Annotated in this window: 13 protein-coding genes and 1 pseudogene; all 14 read right to left on the bottom strand. The window is 65.3% G+C overall.

The annotated features are described in order from the left end of the window. On the bottom strand, positions 1–4,056 hold a 4,056-nt coding region (locus tag N4G42_RS01430), incomplete at its 3' end, for a DUF6531 domain-containing protein (protein ID WP_260665889.1). Between the two features lie 143 nt (positions 4,057–4,199). Beyond that, the gene (locus tag N4G42_RS01425; protein ID WP_056057242.1) at positions 4,200–4,631 is read right to left on the bottom strand and encodes a DcrB-related protein; all 432 of its coding nucleotides are present in this window, start codon (positions 4,629–4,631) and stop codon (positions 4,200–4,202) included. A gap of 65 nt (positions 4,632–4,696) precedes the next feature. After that, positions 4,697–7,246: a type VI secretion system tip protein VgrG gene (locus N4G42_RS01420; RefSeq protein ID WP_260665888.1), complete on the bottom strand. Its 2,550-nt coding sequence runs from the start codon at positions 7,244–7,246 to the stop codon at positions 4,697–4,699. A gap of 328 nt (positions 7,247–7,574) precedes the next feature. After that, positions 7,575–8,312, bottom strand: a complete 738-nt coding sequence (locus N4G42_RS01415; protein ID WP_056057237.1) for a helix-turn-helix transcriptional regulator — start codon at positions 8,310–8,312, stop codon at positions 7,575–7,577. 59 nt (positions 8,313–8,371) lie between these two features. Next, positions 8,372–9,016 carry a glutathione S-transferase family protein gene (locus N4G42_RS01410; protein ID WP_056742202.1) on the bottom strand — a complete coding sequence of 215 codons (645 nt, stop codon included), beginning with the start codon at positions 9,014–9,016 and terminating at the stop codon, positions 8,372–8,374. Positions 9,017–9,038: 22 nt separating this feature from the next. Next, positions 9,039–9,530 carry a GyrI-like domain-containing protein gene (locus tag N4G42_RS01405; RefSeq protein ID WP_260665887.1) on the bottom strand — a complete coding sequence of 164 codons (492 nt, stop codon included), beginning with the start codon at positions 9,528–9,530 and terminating at the stop codon, positions 9,039–9,041. Positions 9,531–9,769: 239 nt separating this feature from the next. Next, positions 9,770–10,723, bottom strand: coding sequence for a ProQ/FINO family protein (locus N4G42_RS01400; RefSeq protein WP_260665886.1), 954 nt, complete (start codon positions 10,721–10,723; stop codon positions 9,770–9,772). A 92-nt stretch (positions 10,724–10,815) separates the two neighbouring features. After that, positions 10,816–11,463 carry a cold shock domain-containing protein gene (locus N4G42_RS01395; protein WP_260665885.1) on the bottom strand — a complete coding sequence of 216 codons (648 nt, stop codon included), beginning with the start codon at positions 11,461–11,463 and terminating at the stop codon, positions 10,816–10,818. Between the two features lie 40 nt (positions 11,464–11,503). Next, complete coding sequence (gene glcF, locus N4G42_RS01390; RefSeq protein ID WP_260665884.1) at positions 11,504–12,757, bottom strand: glycolate oxidase subunit GlcF; 1,254 nt, start codon at positions 12,755–12,757, stop codon at positions 11,504–11,506. Between the two features lie 40 nt (positions 12,758–12,797). Beyond that, on the bottom strand, positions 12,798–13,607 hold the full coding sequence (locus N4G42_RS01385; protein ID WP_060987027.1) for a YoaK family protein: 810 nt from the start codon (positions 13,605–13,607) through the stop codon (positions 12,798–12,800). A 44-nt stretch (positions 13,608–13,651) separates the two neighbouring features. After that, a complete protein-coding gene (gene glcE, locus N4G42_RS01380) occupies positions 13,652–14,779 on the bottom strand; it encodes a glycolate oxidase subunit GlcE (RefSeq protein ID WP_260665882.1) in 1,128 nt (375 codons plus the stop codon). A 257-nt stretch (positions 14,780–15,036) separates the two neighbouring features. Beyond that, positions 15,037–16,575, bottom strand: coding sequence for an ammonium transporter (gene amt, locus N4G42_RS01375; RefSeq protein WP_260665881.1), 1,539 nt, complete (start codon positions 16,573–16,575; stop codon positions 15,037–15,039). Positions 16,576–16,611: 36 nt separating this feature from the next. Then, a complete protein-coding gene (gene glnK, locus N4G42_RS01370) occupies positions 16,612–16,950 on the bottom strand; it encodes a P-II family nitrogen regulator (protein ID WP_015012094.1) in 339 nt (112 codons plus the stop codon). Positions 16,951–16,993: 43 nt separating this feature from the next. Continuing rightward, a pseudogene (locus N4G42_RS01365) lies at positions 16,994–17,705 on the bottom strand (TorF family putative porin). Positions 17,706–17,870 lie beyond the last annotated feature (165 nt).

Here is a 17,870-nt window from a genome sequence, read left to right as displayed (position 1 = left end):
ATACACCTGCGCTGCCTGCGCCGCTGGAGTTGCGGCTGCGGCTGCGGCTGTGGTCTTTGCGTCCGCTCTGGCCAAGCCATCGGTGGGCCCGTCGTTCGCCGCCGCCCCCACGTTGAACCGGTCGCTCCAGCCCGGGTTGGTCGTGGGCACGCTGGCTGGCTTGCCTTGTGCACTGTCTGATCCTCCGCCCAGCGCATGCGCAGCCGCAGCGTGTGGCTCTATGCCGCCACTTCCGTCGATGCGCGCCAGGGGCACGTAGCTGCCCGGCTCGTAGACGTAGGTGCTCGTGTGCCCGCCCCGGCTTTCCTGCAGCAGCCGCATTCCGTCCCAGGTGAAGTGCGTGGTGCCAAAGCTGTCAGTCTTGGCGATGCGCCTGCCCAGTGCGTCGTACTGGTAGCTGAAGACTTGGCTTTGCGGCTGACCGTCTTTGCCCGCCCGCACCACCGCCACCTGGGTCAGCCTGTGCTGGTGGTCGTAGCGGTAGTGCTGCTCCGTGTGGCTGCCTATGCGTTTTCTGATCAGCCTACCGAAGCCGTCGTAGTCGTAGCGCTTGTCCTGCAGCACCTTGACGCGGTTGTTTTGCACCCAGCCTCGTCCCTGGTTGCTGAGGCTGCTTTCCTCCAGCGCGCTGATGCGGTTACCCGCCAGGTCGTAGTGGAAGTGTTCGTTGCGCTCGGGCTGGTTCGACAGCGTCTGCGTGATGCGCCCGCCCTGGTCGTAGCGGTGCAGGGTATGCCCCTGCTGGCTGTGCTCCACGCTGGTGAGTTCTCCGTTCCCGTCGTAGCTGTAGCGTTTGAGCAGCACGTCTTCGGCGTTGTGCCGCTGCTGCAAGCGCTGGCTCCAGTCTGCGCTGTAGGGGCTCCACGGGCCATCGACACCTGGGTCGGTGCCGATGCCGCGCCCTACCCGCAGCATGGCTGGCCGCACCCAGGCCGCCGCTTTGCGACCAACCGGGTCGTAGGCAAAACGGCTGGCCAGGCGGCCTTGCGTGCGCAGCACCTCGCGGTGCAGGTCGTCGCGCTCGATGTCGGCCAGGACGGCACCGTCCAAATTGATCTGGTGCAGGTGGCCGCTGCCGTAGTACAGGTGGTTCAGCGCGCGTCCGTCCGGCAGCCTGGTGCCGATGCGGTTGCCCAATGCGTCGTATTGGTGGTGCAGCGCGCTGCTGCGCTGCTGACCTTGCACGGCGTGCCCTGCGGTTTCCTGCAGTACCTGGCCCAAAGCGTCGTATTGCCAGGTGTGCTGTGCAACAACTTCGCCCAGCGGCGTGCTGTGTTGCGCCGTCAACAAGTCGCCGGTGGGGCTGTATGCATAGTCGATCCGGGCTTGCAGCTCGGGCGGCGCCTGCGTTGCGGCTGCGCCAGCCTGCGCGGCCGCACCGGGTGTGTAGACGTTCTTCTGAACCAGCTGGCCCGCAGCATCGCGCACCAACTGGGTGTGGATGGGCTGCACCTCGGCGTGGCCCGGCACGGCGTCGCCCTGGCCCTGGGGCATGGGGTGTTCGGTCACGCCGACGACCTGGTGGGCTGCATCGTAGTGCAGCACTTGCCGGGTGCCGTCGATGCGGGTCTCGGCCACCAGGCGGTCCACCGCGTCGTAAGCGAACCGGTACGCCTGGCGGTTTTCATTGACCAGCGCCGACAAGCGCCGTGCCGCGTCATACCCCAGCTGGATGTTGCTGGTGAGTGCGCCAACCGCTTTGGAGCGCCCAGTCAGCTGGCCGCGCTGGTTGTAGCTGTAGCTGGTGGTATGGCCCAGCGCATCGGTGGCGATCACGCACTGGCCCGCCGCGTCGTAGTGGTACTGCTGCTGCGCGCCGTCCGGCAGGGTCAGCTGCAACAGCCTGCCCAGCGGGTCGCGCTCGAAAACGGTGGACTGGCCCAGGGCGTCGATTTCCTGGTGAAGGTGGCCCTGCGCGTCGTACGTGTAACGGGTGGTCTTGCCGCTGCAATCGGTGTAGGCGGTCAGCAGGCCCCTGGCATCCCAGCGCAGCTGCTTGCGCCCGCCGTGGGCATCGGTCACCAGAACGGGCAGGCCTCGGTCGTCGTTCGCGTAGCGGGTCACGTGGCCCAGAGGGTCGGTCTCCGCCACCAGATTGCCGTGGTCGTCGTACTGGTAGCGCCAGGTTCCGCCGCCAGGGTCTTCCGTCGCGACCAGCAGGCTGGCCGGGCCGGGGCTCCAGCGCTGGCGGTGCGTGCGTCCGAGGGCGTCCGTTTCTGCGGTGAGGTTGCCAGCGTCGTCGTAGGTGTACGTGGTGGATCGCCCCAGCGGATCCGTATGGCCCAGCAGCTGTTTGGTGGTGCCCCACACCTGCGTGGTGGTGTGGCCCAGAGCGTCCGTGTGGCGGGTGATTTCGTGGTCGGTATTCCAGTGCCACTGCTGACAGCGGCCCAGGCCGTCGGTGACCTGGGTGCTGCCGCTGCCGTCGCCATGCAGGCCGTATTCAAAGGCATACGCTTCGCCGTCGTCCGTCCAGTGCCGCACCACGCGCGCATGGGGGCCAGGGCGATTGCCGATGCCTTGGGCAAACTCCTGCCATTCGTAGCTGCACAGCAAGCCACCGGGCAGCTGGTGGCTCGCCATGCGGCCATTTGCATAGGTAAACCTGCGCGTCGTCTGCCCTGCGCGGTCTCTCACTTCGGCCAGTTGGCCTGCGGCGTCGTAGCAGTAGTTCACCAGCGCCTGCGCAGCCTCGCCATCGGCGCCCACGCGCAGATGAATCTGCTGAAGCCGGTCAGTGCCCGGAACATACAGAAACTCCAGGAGCCGGCCTGCGCTGTCCGCCACATGGGTGAGCACACCGTGGTCACCGTAGCGCAGCGCGTGGTAATTGCCGTTGCGGTCCTCGATGCGCTGCAGGTGCAATACGCCCACCGCCGCAGCATCACCCACGCTCCCGGCGGGCGCCTGGCCGAACCATTGGTACATGCCTTCGGCTGTGACGACGACGTAGTCACCGCCTTCACTGCACAGCACGCCGATCCCCTCAGCGACGCTGAACAGGCCTTGCCCCGGCGCCGGGCGGGTGAACTGTATGTCGCGCCCATCTGCGTCGTAGTAGGTGACGGCGGGCCGGCCCTGCGGATCGTGGTCCAGGTGCAGCTGCACCGTGTAAGGTGTGCTCCAGCCGCGGCCCAGCGGGCCGTCGCTGCGCTCGTCCAGGCTGTTGTAGATGCGCTGCCACGCCACGGGCAGCACGCCTGGCAGCACGAAATCCAGATCGCTCCCATCGGCCAGGAGCTTGGCGCCCGTGGCGATGTGCACAGGGTTGCCCAGGATGGCCGGCACGGTCATGGCCGCTGAGCCTGCGGCTTGCGCAGCCTTCAACATGCATTCCGCGTTTTTGACGAGCGCCTTCGGATCCTTGACCAGCTTCCAGAGACATTTGATGTTCTTCAGGAGATTTCGGGCCTCCGCAATGAATAGTGCCGCCCGCAGCAGTGAATTGACCTCGTCGTCGTAGTCACGCACCGCCTCAGGAGCCCCGCCAATAAAGACGTTGGGCGAGCCTGCATGAATGGTGGCCCCGCACACGACCTTGTCGCCCTTGCGGGCAGCCAGGGCTTCATTGATGACGGTCTGCTTGGGTCCGACCGCAGCGCCCTGCGCGATCAGGTTGACGGGCGTGATGGTGTGCTTGCCGCAAACCACTTCGTCCAGCGGTACCGCGTTGGTGGCCCGCGCAGCGGGAATGCTGTTGACGAACACATCGGGTGAGCCGGTCTTGATGGCCCCGGTCACATCCCAGGTTTCAGGGACCAGCCAATCGGCAATTTTTTCTCCGATAGCGCCCCCCGCCATGCTGACAGCGAGGGTGGCCAGCGCTCCGGTCAGCACGACGGCTCCCGCGAGGATCGGCGCCGCCAGCCCGCCCGTGACCACGGTGCCGACGGCTGCAACACCCGCAGTCACCCCGGCCGCGATGGTTCCAGCGCACAGCGCACCAAGCGCGGCAGCGCCTGCGGCTATGCCAACCACCTTGGCCAGCAGGCGTGCGTTGGCATTGCTGTGGGCAATGGGGTCGCCCAGTCGGGCCGCGGGTGGAAACTGACTCATGGGCGAAGGGGGTCGTGGAACGAGGGGTGAGGCGGCTGCCGGGTTGCGCTACGGGGAACTGCGGCGCCAACGAGTGCCGAGGTCCGTCGATGCGCGTCGGAGCGACTGCCGGGACGCGGGCTCGCAACCCGGCGCTGCCTGGTTCAGTGGCGCGGCTGGAAGCTTGCGCAGATGGCCAGCCAGGCATTCTTCTGCGCGTCGGTGATGGGCGCGGCAGACGCCGCCGTGAGCACCAGCACGCTGGCGGCGTCGGGCAGCAGCCACGTGCGTTGCCGCTGGTGAATGACCTGGCCGTTCTGCGTGAACTGCTGGGCAAGTTCCACGGCAATGGTGTCGTCCCTGTCGGGAGCCTTCTGCGCGTGTTTTTCCTGGATGGAAAACTTGCTGACCTGCAGTGTCACCGCCTTGATCTGGCGGTCGACGAAGGCCTCGAAGGATTCGCCAGGCTCAAGCCTGTCCCGGGTGATGATCAGGCTCAGATCGAGGCCACTGTGGCCCGTCAGCAGCATGTTCATGCTGTTGTCCCGAAGGCCGTCGGGCAGCGTGAAGCTGCCTTCGTTGAGGTGGAATTGCATGCGAAGGTTCTTTGGTGGAGATGGCTGTCGTGCTGGCGAAAAGGTACGCTGCGTAGGGGGGTGATTCAGCAGTTGAGCTGGATGGGCGCCCCGTGAACGTCCAGCAACTCGCTCAGTTTGATCAGACCGTTCTTGCCCTTGATGACGACTTCGCCTTTGTCGGTGAGCTTGAGCGAAGCGACGCCCTCTCCCTCACCGATGGTCAGCGTAATGCTCTCGCCCGCCTGCAACCTGATGTGCTTGGCCGCCTTCACCAGCACGGAATCCTTCGTGGCCTGGATGTTCACGTTCTGGTCACCGACGACGGTGGCGGTGTCCTGCTTGGAAGCCAGGGTGATGTTCTGCTGGGCGGTGAGGTTCATGTTGCCCGTCTGGGCTTCCGAAGCGATGTCGCCCTTGGACACGGTGTTGCGCTGACCACCTTCGGACACGTGGGTCAGCATGCCGCTCTTGGCCAGTTGGGTGAGCTGCGCGCCGCTGGACAGCGTGATGTGCTGCTTGGCATGCATGGAGGCGCTCTGCCCCGAACTGATCACGATGGGCTTGGGGCTGATCATCGAATGCCCTTCGGGGCTCACGATGGAAACCACCGGCTTGCTGATGTCCTTGGACAGCTCTCGCAGCGCCTGCGACTGTGGCATCGCCGGGTCGGTATTCGTGGGCATGAGCGTTTCCGCCCCTGCACCACCCCCTCCTCCGTCGCCGGCGAGCGCAGCAATGGCAGCTGCCGCTTTCGACAAGGTGGCCATGGCAGCCTTGCCGCCGGTCATCGCGGCGATTCCCGAACTCAGCTCCATCATGTGCGATGTCTTGAGGCCATTGATGGCCTCGATGGCACCGTTCATGGCCGTGACGGCCTCGCCTGCTTCCTCCATCAGCGAAGCCGTGTTGGCCAGGCCTTCACCCAGGCCGTCGAAGCCGTCCGGGTTGTCGTGCGCCAGCTTCTGCTTGAAATCCTGCGTATACGTCGTGATCAGCAGCCCCTTGTCCGCCCGGATGGCACCCCACTCATTGGTGCGCAGCTCAAAGCCATAGCTGCGCTTGGCCTCGGTGCTCTGGTTCATCAGGTAACCCATGTGCAGGTGCGTATTGCCATGGTCGGTGGAGAGCTCGATGTGCTCGATGCCCTTTTGGTCCTCAAACCGCAGCATGTGCTTGCCGCCGCCGCCTTTGCTCCAGTTCGTCTGGAAGCCGGACTGCGTCTTGTGCTTGGGCAGCTCCCACGGTGGCATCTGGTCTGCGTTGTAGACGCGGCCAGTGATGATGGGATAGTCGGGGTCGCCGTTGAGGAAGTCCACGATGACTTCCTGGCCGATGCGCGGCGTGAAGATACCGCCGTACTTCATGCCCGCCCACGGGTGCGACACTCGGATCCAACAGCTGGAGTTCTCGTCCATGGAGCCAATGCGGTCCCAGTGGAACTGCACCTTCACACGTCCGTATTTGTCGGTCCAGATTTCCTCACCAGGCGGGCCCACCACCACAGCCGTCTGGGGGCCCTGGCTACGGGGCTTGGGCGTGACCCGGGGTGGGGTGAACGGCAAACTGGTGGGTTGCGCCTTCAGCACAAACCGTTGAATGGACCCCACCTCATCCTTGGTGGTTTTAGGCGTGGGCTTGGCTACGCTGCTGACCTCAGGGTTCTCCTGAAAATGGTATTGCACCGAGGTGATGAGGTACTGCTGGTTCTGGTCTTCGCGCGGGTAGTTTTCCAGGTTGAAGGTGTAGCCGGGGGTGAGCGCGCGGCAGCTGGATTTACCTTGTACGACGCTTTGGCGAGTCAGGTTCTCCTGGAGGCGCACCTTCACATACGCCTCGCCATCTCCATATTCGGTATAGCCACCGGGCCACTCGTAGATCTCGTGGCTGTCATGCGCGTGACCCGGGGGATCTTTGCGCATGTTCGACAAATCTGCCTTGGGCTTCTTAAAGTCGTAGTCGTCGTTGTAATGCCGACCCGGTTTGATTTCCTCCGCCAACTCCCACGCATAGATGCTTTCGCGATCAGCGATGGCAGCTTTTTCAGGGGGATAAAAGGGGATTGAGGCTGCGTCTGGCAAAGGGCTGTGCGACGCCACAATGTCGTCCGCCAGCTTGAGCGTGTGTTGTCCTGCTGAATGCTGGTGGTAATAATAAATACCCTCATGCTCCATGAGGCGAGAAACAAACTGGCAATCAGTTTCGTTGTATTGAACGCAATAATCCCAGGCACGATAACTACGCGTCAGCTTTTTATCGAGGGGATAACCATATTTACCCAGAACTTCTTCAATGATTTCTGGAACAGTTTTGTTCTGAAATATCTTGAAATCGCTTTTACGGGTTGCCAGCCAGAGCCAGGGGCTGAGCCGCGCCCGGTAGGAGTACATGCGATGGTCCTGCCCCTGCATGCCAAACCGGGTGACGATGCCGTCGATATGGCGGGTGCCACCGCCCTCCGTTTCTACAACGATGGTGGCGTTTTTGCCTAACAACGCCTTGGGATCCACACTTTTGCTCTCACTCAGCAAGTCCACGTCCAGGGTGAAGAGTTGGCTGATCTCTTCGATACCCTGGAGTTGCCTGAATTTGAGCTGGTCGCCCAGAGGCGTTTGAATGGTGACGCGACGTTTCATGTGCTGCAGACTGTCCGACCGATGAGTGCAAAGTGCGGCGGATGATAGCTGCAGGCAGGTATTTTCTTTTGACAGAAGGCGCCGTTAATACGGCGAAATTAACGCAAAAAGTAACTTCGGTTACCAATCAGGAATCTTCAAGACATCTTGCAACAGAAAGAAAATCGGCAAAGGCACCTGTGGTAATGAACAACTCCTGTCCAACTCTTTTTGAAACAAGGTTCATGTCATTTGCAGCAGGCCGCCCATCAGGATCACCGCGAGGCGCTTTGCCACGACATTTCTGCCAAGGCTGAGCTCGGCATCGAAAACGATTGGAGGCACGGCATCAGGCCATTGCCGACGGCGCCGCTTGAGGATCACCCCCCTCCACCGCTCTCCCCTCCATCTCCCCCTCCACCTTGCGCAGCAAGTCCGCCAGGGTCTTGCCGGGCTCCTGCCGGAACTGCTCGTCCAGCACGGTGATGGAAGAAATGCGGTCGATGCGAAAACCCCGAAAGTCATTGCGCAGCTCGCACCAGGCCGACAGTGTCCAGACCTTGCCCCAGTAAAAGCAGCCCAGCGGGCGCAGGCGGCGCAGGCTGGGGCGGCCGTTGACGTCGGCGTAGTCCACTTGCACCACGTGGCGGCTGTGCACGGCCTCGCGCAGGGCTTGCAGGGTGGCCTGGGCGCGCGGGTCCAGGCCGACGGGCGGGGCATACAGGGCCTGGGCCTCGGCCGCGACGCGCGCGGCGGGGGGCAGCACGGACAGGATCTTGCCCAGGGCGCCTTCCACCTCTCGGGCCAGCCCGGCATCCAGCCAGGTTTGGGCCAGACGGGCGGCAGCTACCAGCGCATTGGCTTCACCCTGGCTGAACATCAGCGGCGGCAGATCGAAGCCCGCGCCCAGGCGGTAGCCCACACCGGCTTCGCCCTCAATGGGCACGCCCTGGTGCTGGAGGTCCGCCACATCGCGGTAGATGGTGCGGGCAGAGACTTCAAGCCGCTCGGCCAGGAAGGCGGCGGTGGACAGGCGCCGCCCCCGGATGAGCTGGACGATCTGGAACAGGCGGTCAGCGCGGCGCATGAGCGTGCCCCCCGGGGCGAGCTGCAGCCGTCCAGATGGGCAGTGTCAGGACGCAGAACTCAGCCATGGCCTTTGCTCTGCTGCGCCAGCGCGTCGTCGATCTGGGAGGCGCGCACAAACGCGGGGCGCTGCCTGAACGGCTGCACAAACTGCTCGAACGCGGGGCGGCGTTCGATGGTGCCGAACTGCATGCCCCAGATCAGGTGCGCGCCCACATACAGGTCGACGGCCGTGAAGTGGTCGCCGCACAGATGCGGGCCCTGGCTCACGGCTTGCTCCAGGGTGTTCATCACATCGGCGTAGCTGCCGTAGCCCACCATGGCCGCCCGTTCGGCGGGTGCCAGCAGGTTCAGCGCCTTGGCGGTGGCGGCGCTCTCCAGCGGACCGGCGCAAAAGAACAGCCAGCGGTAATACGCAGCGCGTGCAGGCGTGCCCACAGGGGGCGCCAACGATTTGTCGGGGAACAGGTCGGCCAGGTAGGCGCAGATGGCCGCCACCTCGGTGACCACCACCTGTCCGTGCCGCAGTGCAGGCACCTTGCCCATGGGGTTGATGGCCAGGTAGTCGGGAGCCTTCATGGTGGTGCCGTATTCAAGCAGCACGGTGTCGTAGGGCACACCACACTCTTCCAGCATCCAGCGCGCGGTACGGCCTCGGGACATGGGGTGGGTGTAGAACGTCAGGGCGGCAGAAGATGTGTTCATGGAGGCTCCTGGTTCGTTCAGGTCATGCGCGGGGCGCACTGGGGGCGATGCCGATATGGATGGCCACGCGGTCCGGGCCTTCATACAGCTCGAAATCGGTGCCAAAGCGCCGTGGCACTTGCGGGTGGGCCACAAAGTAGCGCCAGACCTCGCCCCAGGCATCGATCACCATCTGCGGCATTGTGCCGTGGCCGTGGAACACCAGATAGTCGCCCGCCTGCACCGCGATCTGCACAGCCCCTGGCACCGAGGTGACGGGCGGTGGCACAGCCACGCCAGCAGTGACATCAAAGGCGCCGTGTTCGTCGGATTCGTAGTCGCTGTAGACGCCGAAGATGCGGCCATCCTCACCACGGCCGGGCAGGTTGCGCTCCCAGCTCTGGCTGAAAAAGCGGTCCCAGAGACCTCCAATGCGGGCGGTGGCGGGGTCCATCTCGTCGCGGTTGCGGGTGCGTACCGTCAGTCCAGTGACATGAAACGCGGCAACCGAGGTCATGGTGGGGGTTGTTGTCATGGTCAAGCTCCTCTCTGTGTCGGGCCCGGCATGGTGCAGCCCGGCTGCTGACAACATGGTGTCAGTAGCCTGTCTTCGGCATTGCAACAAGCCGTGACACGCGCCGACGCAGACGGAGCCACGCCGCAGGGCCCCATCTCGGCCGACGAGAAGATGACGGAAGCCGCTGCCAGCACGCCATGACCAGCGAGGGCAGAGGGAGCGTTGTGCCGCCCCCCGCTCAGCTCAGCACGGGCCGGTCAGGCTGCGGCGGCGGAGTCGCCAGGCTCCACGGCGGGAGCAGCAGATACCGCAGCCGTTGCAGAAGCCGCAGCAGCCGCCCGCCGACGGGCGCGCTCCAGCTGCTGCCCCACCGTGCGGGGCACCATGCCGTACATATCGGCAAAGGCGTCCAGGGTCTGGCCGCTGGCCTCAAAGGCGCGCAGCAAGGCTTCATCCTTGGCGCTGCGGGCCGACCATTCGGCAAAGGCTTCTTCGAGGATGGCGTTGGCGGCTTCGTCGCGGCTCAACACCAGTTGGGTATATGCCTCGCGCGTGAGGCCCGAGGCCTCGAACGCAGCCATCATGCGGTTGCGCAGCTTGGGCAGCAGGTCTTCGGTAGCGCGCGCCTTCTTGCGGCGGTAGACCTCCAGCAGCGCATGGTGCACATGCTCGGGGGCCATGTCTTCCACAGGCTGGCCCTGCAGGTCGTGGCGCTTATCGCCTGCCGCCACGCTTTGCAGATAGCGCGTGGAGCGGGTGTGCAGGCCCAGCGCCACCTTGAGCGCCTCGCGCTCGAACAGCTCGGGGTGGGCCGCCAGGATGTCTTGGAAGATGCCGCGCTTGAGCGGACGGAACACGGCGCCAAACAGGTGGGGGTAGAGCCCTGCCAGCTGCTCCAGCGCGGGGTGCACGCGCTGCGGCGCGCGCGTGCCTGCGCCCGGGCCACCTGCGGGCGCTGCAGCGTCTGCCGCACCGTCGGCGCTTGCACGGCCCTGCGGCGCCTGGCGCCCTTCGGGTTTGCGGCGGTTGCGGCCACCCCGGCGCGAGCCGTCCTGGCGCCGCTGGGGCGCGCCGGCTTCGGCCAACGCAGCAGGTTCAGAGGCCGCCACAGCGACCGCAGCAGCCTCGGTCGGCACAGGCGCTGCCTGGGGAGCGGCAGGCGCTACGGGTGCGGTTTGGGGTTGTTCTTGTGCGGACACGGAGTCGGTCATGGCGGTGCAGTTCGGGGGCAAATGAGAGACGACAAAGCCCTCGATCATGCCAGTGTTGGGGGTACAGCAGCCAAACGGCCTTGGCAAGCGAGCTACTTTGCAAGCGGATGGGTGCACCACTGCTGCTCACAGGGAACGCCGTCGCCGTTCCCGTCCATCTTGGTCCCAGGGCAGTTCTGCAGGAAGAACTTGGCCTCGGAGCAAGATGTCATCTGCGAGCAGTATTGGCGACCGTCACAGCGATACAAGGTGGTCAATGTTTGCGCCGGGGCGGCGGGGGCGCGCTGCTGTGGTGCCTCCAGAGCCTGCGCCGCCGCTTCTGAACGGGCCGCAGCAGCTCGCTGCGTACGCCGGTCAAAGTGCCAGTAGGCCCCAGCCAGAAGCGCGCAGGCCACCACAAAGACAACGATGCGTGTGGGCAGCCCTCTGGATTCAGGGGACTCGCGGCCGATGTCGCGGCGCGCACGGGGCGGGGCAGCGGTAGGCGAAACCGGGGCGGGCCGGTCACGGCGCACCCGAACCGCCTGCTTCTTGCCATCCTTGTTCAGCGAGATCTCGAAACTCAGCGCTTCATTCAGTTGCGGCCGCAGGCCGTCGCGCGCAAATGCAGAGATGTGCACAAACACATCCTGGCCCGCAGGGGTAGGCGTGATGAAGCCAAAACCCCGGTCATCGTTCCACCGCGTCAGCGTCCCCTCGAAGCGCATGGCCTCCCCTTTCTTGGCTGGTTGGGGCGCCATGGTAGCGGCTGGTCACACGGCCAGCCCCGAGGCTGCGAGGTCACTGCCCCAATAGCGCCTCGTCCAGCACCTCCACCCAGTGCCGCACAGGCGTCCCCGTGCCGCTTTGCAGATGGGTGATGCAGCCGATGTTGGCCGACAGGATCATGTCGGGCGGCAGGTTGCCGAAGGCCTCGCCGAGCACACCGAGCTTGCGGTCGCGCAGCTGGTAGGACAGGTCGGGGTTGAGCACCGAATAGGTGCCCGCCGAGCCACAGCACAGGTGGGCATCGTTGCGCGCGGTGCGCAGTTTGAAGCCCAGCTGGTTCAGGTGCGCCTCCACCCCGCCGCGCAGCTTCTGGCCGTGCTGGAGCGTGCAAGGGGGGTGGTAGGCGTACAGAGTGTCCGGCTGGTTGACCCTGCCCTGCAGCTTGGCGGCCAGCTCGGGCAGCATGGCGGGCAGCAGCTCCGACAGGTCGCGCGTGAGGCTGCTGATGCGTTCGGCCTTGGTCGCGTACTGTGGGTCGTCCTTCAGGATGTGACCGTATTCCTTGACGGTGACGCCGCAGCCCGAGGCGTTCATGACGATGGCCTCGACCCCACCTGCGGCCACCAGCGGCCACCAGGCGTCGATGTTGGCGCGCATCTCTGCCATGCCGCCAGCCTGGTCGTTGAGGTGGAATTTGACGGCGCCGCAGCAGCCCGTCTTGGATGCGATCACGGTCTGGATGCCTACCGCGTCGAGCACGCGGGCGGTGGCTGTGTTGATGTTCGGCATCATGGCCGGTTGCACGCAGCCCGCCAGCATGAGCACCTTGCGCGCATGTTCACGCGTGGGCCAGGCGCCGGCGTCCTGTGGTGCGGGCACCTTGGCCTTCAGCGCCTCGGGCAGCAGGCCGCGCACCATTTGCCCTGCCTTCATGGCAGGGGCGAACAGCGGCGAAGGCAGGCCCTCCTTCAACGCCCAACGCAGGGCTCTTTCGCCCACGGGGCGGGGCACTTTTTCATCGACGATCTTGCGACCGATGTCCACCAGGTGGCCGTATTGCACGCCGCTCGGGCAGGTGCTTTCGCAGTTGCGGCAGGTGAGGCACCGGTCCAGGTGCATCTGGGTCTTGCGCGTGGGCTCGGCGCCTTCGAGCACCTGCTTGATGAGGTAGATGCGGCCGCGCGGGCCGTCCAGCTCGTCACCCAGCAGCTGGTAGGTGGGGCAGGTGGCGGTGCAAAAGCCGCAGTGCACACATTTGCGCAGGATGGATTCGGCCTCCAGGCCATCGGCGCGGGCGCGGTATTCAGGGGAGAGCTGGGTTTGCATCGGGCATGCCTGGGCGAAGGAACAAAAAAGAGGGGCCGGTTCAGCGCGCTGTCGGCGGGTCCAGCGGCGGATCGTGCGGCGTCTGCAGCGCCAGCGCCTTGCGCCAGGGCTGGCGCAGCCGGGCACGGTCGGCCCACAGCGGGGGCAGCGACAGGGCCAGCAGCACCAGCGCCAGCGGCACCACAAACACAAAGCCCACATGCTTGAAGCCCGCAGCTCCCGCAATGCCGCCCACCAGAAACATGCCCACCAGCCCGGCAAACAGCCGCAGCCGGGCCTGGTTGGCACGCACCTGCGATTCGGGCGCAGTGCCTGTGCGGTTCCAGTAGAGCATCTTGCCCATCTCGATGCCCAGGTCGGTCACCACGCCCGTCATGTGGGTGGTGCGGATCTGGGACGAGGACATCTTGGTCACTGTGGCGTTCTGCAGGCCCATGATGAAGGACAGCAGCAGCACCGTGAGTGGCACCGCAAAAGGCGTGGGCCAGCTGAGGGTGATGGCGCCCACCAGGCCAAACAGCAGCATCAGCACGGACTCCAGCAGCAGCGGCAGCGCGTAGGTGCTGCGCAGCCTGCGCTGGCGCGCCCAGTTGACCATGATGGCCGTGGTGCCCGCCCCCGACATGAAGGCCCAGAGCGCGCCCACGGCGCCCAGCACCAGCTTCATCTGCCCCAGCACCAGGTTGTCGGCCAGCGACGACAGGAAACCCGTCATGTGCGAGGTGTAGAGGTGCACCACCAGAAACCCCCCGGCGTTCACCGCCCCGGCGTTGAACGCCAGCAGCAGGCCCAGCACCTGGTTGCTCGCAACCGTGCGGTGGTGTCCGGTGAGGTGAAAAAGGCGTCGCATGGCCAGGGTGGCGGTGGTGGCTGTGAGGGGGGGGGTTGGCTTGCCTACCAGGCCCGCGCCATGCGGCCGGGGTTGAAGATGCCGGCAGGGTCAAAGCTGTGCTTGAGGCGGGCGTGGATTTGCTCCAGCGCCTTGGATTGCAAGTCAAAAGCACCGCTGGCGCCGGATTTATTTGCCTCGGCAGCTACAAAAAGAGAAGCACTCCCACCCACCGCCCGGGCGGCTTCGCGCAGCGCGTCTCCGGTGGACTCGGGGGCCTGCACCCAGCGCAACGCCCCATGCCATTCCACCAGGGGCTGCACGCCGCCGGGCAAAGCCAGCACCGGCGCGGTGGCGGGCACCGACAGGCGCCACAGGGCGAGGTCGGGGCGCGTGACCCGGTCGGCGAACCACGGCAGGGTCTGCTCGCGGCAGGCGGTCCAGTCAGCGGCCACGGTGGCGTTGTCCATGCGCGTGCCACCCATGGTTTTGCACGCGGCCTCCACTGCCGCCACGGCGCCGCGCAGGCGCACATAGAGCGTGCCCACGCCCTGATCCTGCACCCAACAGCTGGCGTTGAGGGGTAGCGGCTGGCCGCCCCAGGCGTGCAGCTTGCGCAACGCATCGGCCTGGTTGATGCCCTCGAACCGGAGTGTGGCCTCGCCGGGTGCCACGGGCAGCACCTTGAGGCTCACTTCGGTCAGCAGGCCCAGCGTGCCCCAGGCACCGGCCATGAGGCGCGCCACGTCATAGCCCGCCACGTTCTTCATGACCTGGCCGCCGAAGGTCAGCAACTCGGCCTTGCCGTTGAGCAGGGTCACGCCCAACAGATAGTCACGCACCGCCCCCACGCTGGCGCGCGCCGGGCCCGACAGGCCGGCCGCCACCATGCCGCCAACGGTGGCAGCGCCCGAAGGGGGCTTGGCGAAATGCGGGGGTTCAAAAGGCAGGCACTGGCCCTGCTCGGCGAGCGCGGCCTCCAGCTCGGCCAGCGGGGTGCCGGCCCGCACGGTGACGACCAGCTCGCTGGGCTCGTAGCTCACGATGCCGCGCAGCACCCGGGTGTCCAGCACCTCGCCGTGCAGCGCCAGGCCATGGAAGTCCTTGGTGCCCCCGCCACGGATGCGCAACGGGGTCTGGTCGGCGGCGGCAGCGCGCACGCGCTCAGTGATCGGGGCGAGGGAGAAGTCCATCCGTGCATCGTAGCGGCAGCGGTCCGCCGCACGGCATGCAGGAGGCGTGAATTTTTTGAACAGCGGACGTGCAAAGGACTGGCGGATGCCATGGGGCCTTTGGCCCCCTGGCGCGCCAGTCCCACACGCGTCACCCACCGGTACGAAAAAAGCCCGCCGGTGGTCGGCGGGCTGAAGTAACCAGAGGAGTAACTCGCTTGTTCTTATTGCGACGCCACGGTGCCACCAGACACCGCAGCGCGTAGGGCGCAGAGCGATCAGCGGTTGTACGCCGTTTCGCCGTGCGAGGTGATGTCCAGACCTTCGCGTTCGTCTTCTTCCGAGACACGCAGGCCCACCGTCAGGTCAACTACCTTGTAGGCCACGAAGGACACCACGCCCGACCACACGATGGTCAGCAGCACGGCCTTGGCCTGTGTCCACACCTGGGCAGCGATGGAGTAGTCAGCAGCCGTCACGCCGGTCGCCGTCACCCAGTCCGCCACGAAGCCGGGGCCACCCAGGCTGGGGGAGTTGAACACGCCGGTCAGCAGCGCACCCACGATACCGCCGATGCCGTGCACGCCGAACACATCGAGCGAGTCGTCTGCACCCAGCAGCTTCTTGAGGCCGTTGACACCCCACAGGCAGGCAAAACCACCCACCAGACCGATGACCAGCGCACCGCCGATACCGACGTTGCCGGCAGCCGGCGTGATGGCCACCAGGCCCGCCACAGCACCCGACGCTGCACCCAGCATCGAAGCCTTGCCGCGCATCAGCGCTTCACCCATGCACCATGCCAGCACGGCAGCAGCGGTAGCCACCAGCGTGTTGATGAAGGCCAGGGCTGCAAAACCGTTGGCTTCCAGGGCAGAGCCGGCGTTGAAGCCGAACCAGCCCACCCACAGCAGCGAGGCACCGACCATGGTCAGCGTCAGGCTGTGAGGCGCCATGGCTTCCTTGCCGTAACCAATGCGCTTGCCCACCATGAACGCACCCACCAGGCCCGCCACAGCGGCGTTGATGTGCACCACGGTACCGCCAGCGAAGTCCAGAGCACCCCACTGCCAGATCTGGCCGGCCTTGCTGGTCATGGCGTCGGCCACTTCCTTGGAGGCGTAGGCATCAGGACCCATCCAGAACCACACCATGTGGGCGATCGGCAGGTAGCTGAACGTGAACCACAGGACCATGAACAGCATGACGGCGCTGAACTTGATGCGCTCTGCGAACGCACCGACGATCAGGGCGCAGGTGATGCCGGCGAACGTGGCCTGGAAGGCGGCAAACACCACTTCCGGAATCACGACACCCTTGCTGAACGTGGCCGCGTTGGCAAACGTGCCTGCGGCGTTGTCCCAGATGCCCTTCATGAACAGCCGGTCGAAACCACCGATGAAGGCACCGCCTTCGGTGAAGGCCAGGCTGTAGCCGTAGATGAACCACAGCACCACGATCAGCGAGAACGTGACCATCACCTGCATCAGCACGGACAGCATGTTCTTGCTGCGCACCAGGCCGCCGTAGAACAGCGCCAGGCCGGGCAGGACCATCAGGATCACGAGGATGGTGGAAGTCATCATCCACGCGGTGTCACCCTTGTTGGGGACGGGAGCAGGCGCTTCTGCGGCGGGCGCTGCAGGCGCAGCGGCGGCAGCAGCAGCCGGTGCAGCCGCTGCGGCAGGGGCTTCAGCCGCTGGTGCAGCCGCAGCGGGTGCCGAGGCCTCTGCCGTGGCGGGCGCCTGGGCGAGGACAGCCGATCCGCCGGATAGCAGACTCAGCCCCAGAATGAAGGAAGCAAGCAGTTTTTTCATGGCGTTTCTCTTCTTGGATGGGATGCGGCCTCGCCCTTACAGGGCTTCCTTGCCGGTTTCGCCAGTGCGGATGCGCACCACCTGCTCCAGGTGGGTCACGAAAATCTTGCCGTCACCGATCTTGCCGGTGCGCGCTGCGGTCTCGATGGACTCGATCACGCGGTCCACCAGGTCGTCGGCCACGGCGGCCTCGATCTTGACCTTGGGAAGAAAGTCCACCACGTACTCTGCACCGCGGTACAGCTCGGTGTGGCCCTTTTGGCGGCCAAAGCCCTTGACTTCGGTCACCGTGATGCCTTGCACGCCGATGTCGGAGAGCGCTTCGCGCACTTCGTCGAGCTTGAAGGGCTTGATGATGGCTGTCACCATTTTCATTTTCAGTTCCTCCGGAATGGGCGCCACCGGCGCCCATTGAGACTTACAGGGTTTTGGTGAGCGTGACGATCACGCGCGACTTGTTGACCGGGCCGTAGAAGGCCTTCTTGGTGGCGCCAACCACGGCAGCGCCGAGGGAAACGCCGCCGCCGAAGTCGTACGAACCGCCCAGGCTGTAGTCCATGAAGTTGGGGGCCGTGATGTCACCACCAAAGCGGGTGAAGCCGACCGACGCCTTCAGCGTGGTGCTGGGGGCCACTTCCTGTGGCAAACGCCAGGTTCAGGTAGCCGGTGTTGCGGCCCTTCATGCCAGGACCTGCGTAGGCAAAGTAGTCCTTGGACAGGGTGTGCGAGTACTTGGCCGTCACGGGGCCGAAGGTGGCAGCGCCATAGACTTCGGTGGTGTTGCCCGCGCTGTTGCCGGGGTAGATGTAGGTCAGCAGGCCCACGTCCAGGTCCACGTCACCGGCCTTGAACTTGTAGCCGCCGTAGATGTCGGATTCGAGCGAGTTGCCGGACAGCCAGTTGACGCTGGAGTTCCAGTTGCCCACGTAGAAGCCGGTTTCGCCGAAGGTGTAGTCAAAGCCGCCTTGCAGTGCGGGCTTGACGGCCTTGACCTTGGACGTGTCCTGGTCCTGGCCACGGAACTTGTAGTTCGTGGTCAGGCTGACGTTGGCAGTGAGCTGGGCGCTGGCCAGCATGGGAAGGGTTGCAACAAGGGCAACGCCCAGGGTCTTGATGATGGCGCGGGTCATGTTTCCTCCGGTTGGACAAAGTAGGGACAAGCGCTTTAAGCACGGACCGTGCCACACCAAGGTGCACGGCGCGCTGCACGGTTGCGTTGCGTTACAACAATCCCCAGTACAGTGGCGGTGACCGCGTCCGGCATGTTGCACCCAACTGGTGCAGACACCCAACAG

This window comes from Acidovorax sp. K2F, assembly GCF_025246485.1.
GTDB lineage: Bacteria > Pseudomonadota > Gammaproteobacteria > Burkholderiales > Burkholderiaceae_C > Acidovorax > Acidovorax delafieldii.
Note: the sequence above shows the minus strand (reverse complement) of the source record. Positions and strands in the feature narration are given on the sequence as shown.

Bases quoted from the DNA above. Each gene is read 5' to 3' on its own strand.
- N4G42_RS01425 (WP_056057242.1), bottom strand. From the start codon at position 4,631: ATGCAATTCCACCTCAACGAAGGCAGCTTCACGCTGCCCGACGGCCTT.
- N4G42_RS01420 (WP_260665888.1), bottom strand. From the start codon at position 7,246: ATGAAACGTCGCGTCACCATTCAAACGCCTCTGGGCGACCAGCTCAAA.
- N4G42_RS01415 (WP_056057237.1), bottom strand. From the start codon at position 8,312: ATGCGCCGCGCTGACCGCCTGTTCCAGATCGTCCAGCTCATCCGGGGG.
- N4G42_RS01410 (WP_056742202.1), bottom strand. From the start codon at position 9,016: ATGAACACATCTTCTGCCGCCCTGACGTTCTACACCCACCCCATGTCC.
- N4G42_RS01405 (WP_260665887.1), bottom strand. From the start codon at position 9,530: ATGACAACAACCCCCACCATGACCTCGGTTGCCGCGTTTCATGTCACT.
- N4G42_RS01400 (WP_260665886.1), bottom strand. From the start codon at position 10,723: ATGACCGACTCCGTGTCCGCACAAGAACAACCCCAAACCGCACCCGTA.
- N4G42_RS01395 (WP_260665885.1), bottom strand. From the start codon at position 11,463: ATGGCGCCCCAACCAGCCAAGAAAGGGGAGGCCATGCGCTTCGAGGGG.
- glcF (WP_260665884.1), bottom strand. From the start codon at position 12,757: ATGCAAACCCAGCTCTCCCCTGAATACCGCGCCCGCGCCGATGGCCTG.
- N4G42_RS01385 (WP_060987027.1), bottom strand. From the start codon at position 13,607: ATGCGACGCCTTTTTCACCTCACCGGACACCACCGCACGGTTGCGAGC.
- glcE (WP_260665882.1), bottom strand. From the start codon at position 14,779: ATGGACTTCTCCCTCGCCCCGATCACTGAGCGCGTGCGCGCTGCCGCC.
- amt (WP_260665881.1), bottom strand. From the start codon at position 16,575: ATGAAAAAACTGCTTGCTTCCTTCATTCTGGGGCTGAGTCTGCTATCC.
- glnK (WP_015012094.1), bottom strand. From the start codon at position 16,950: ATGAAAATGGTGACAGCCATCATCAAGCCCTTCAAGCTCGACGAAGTG.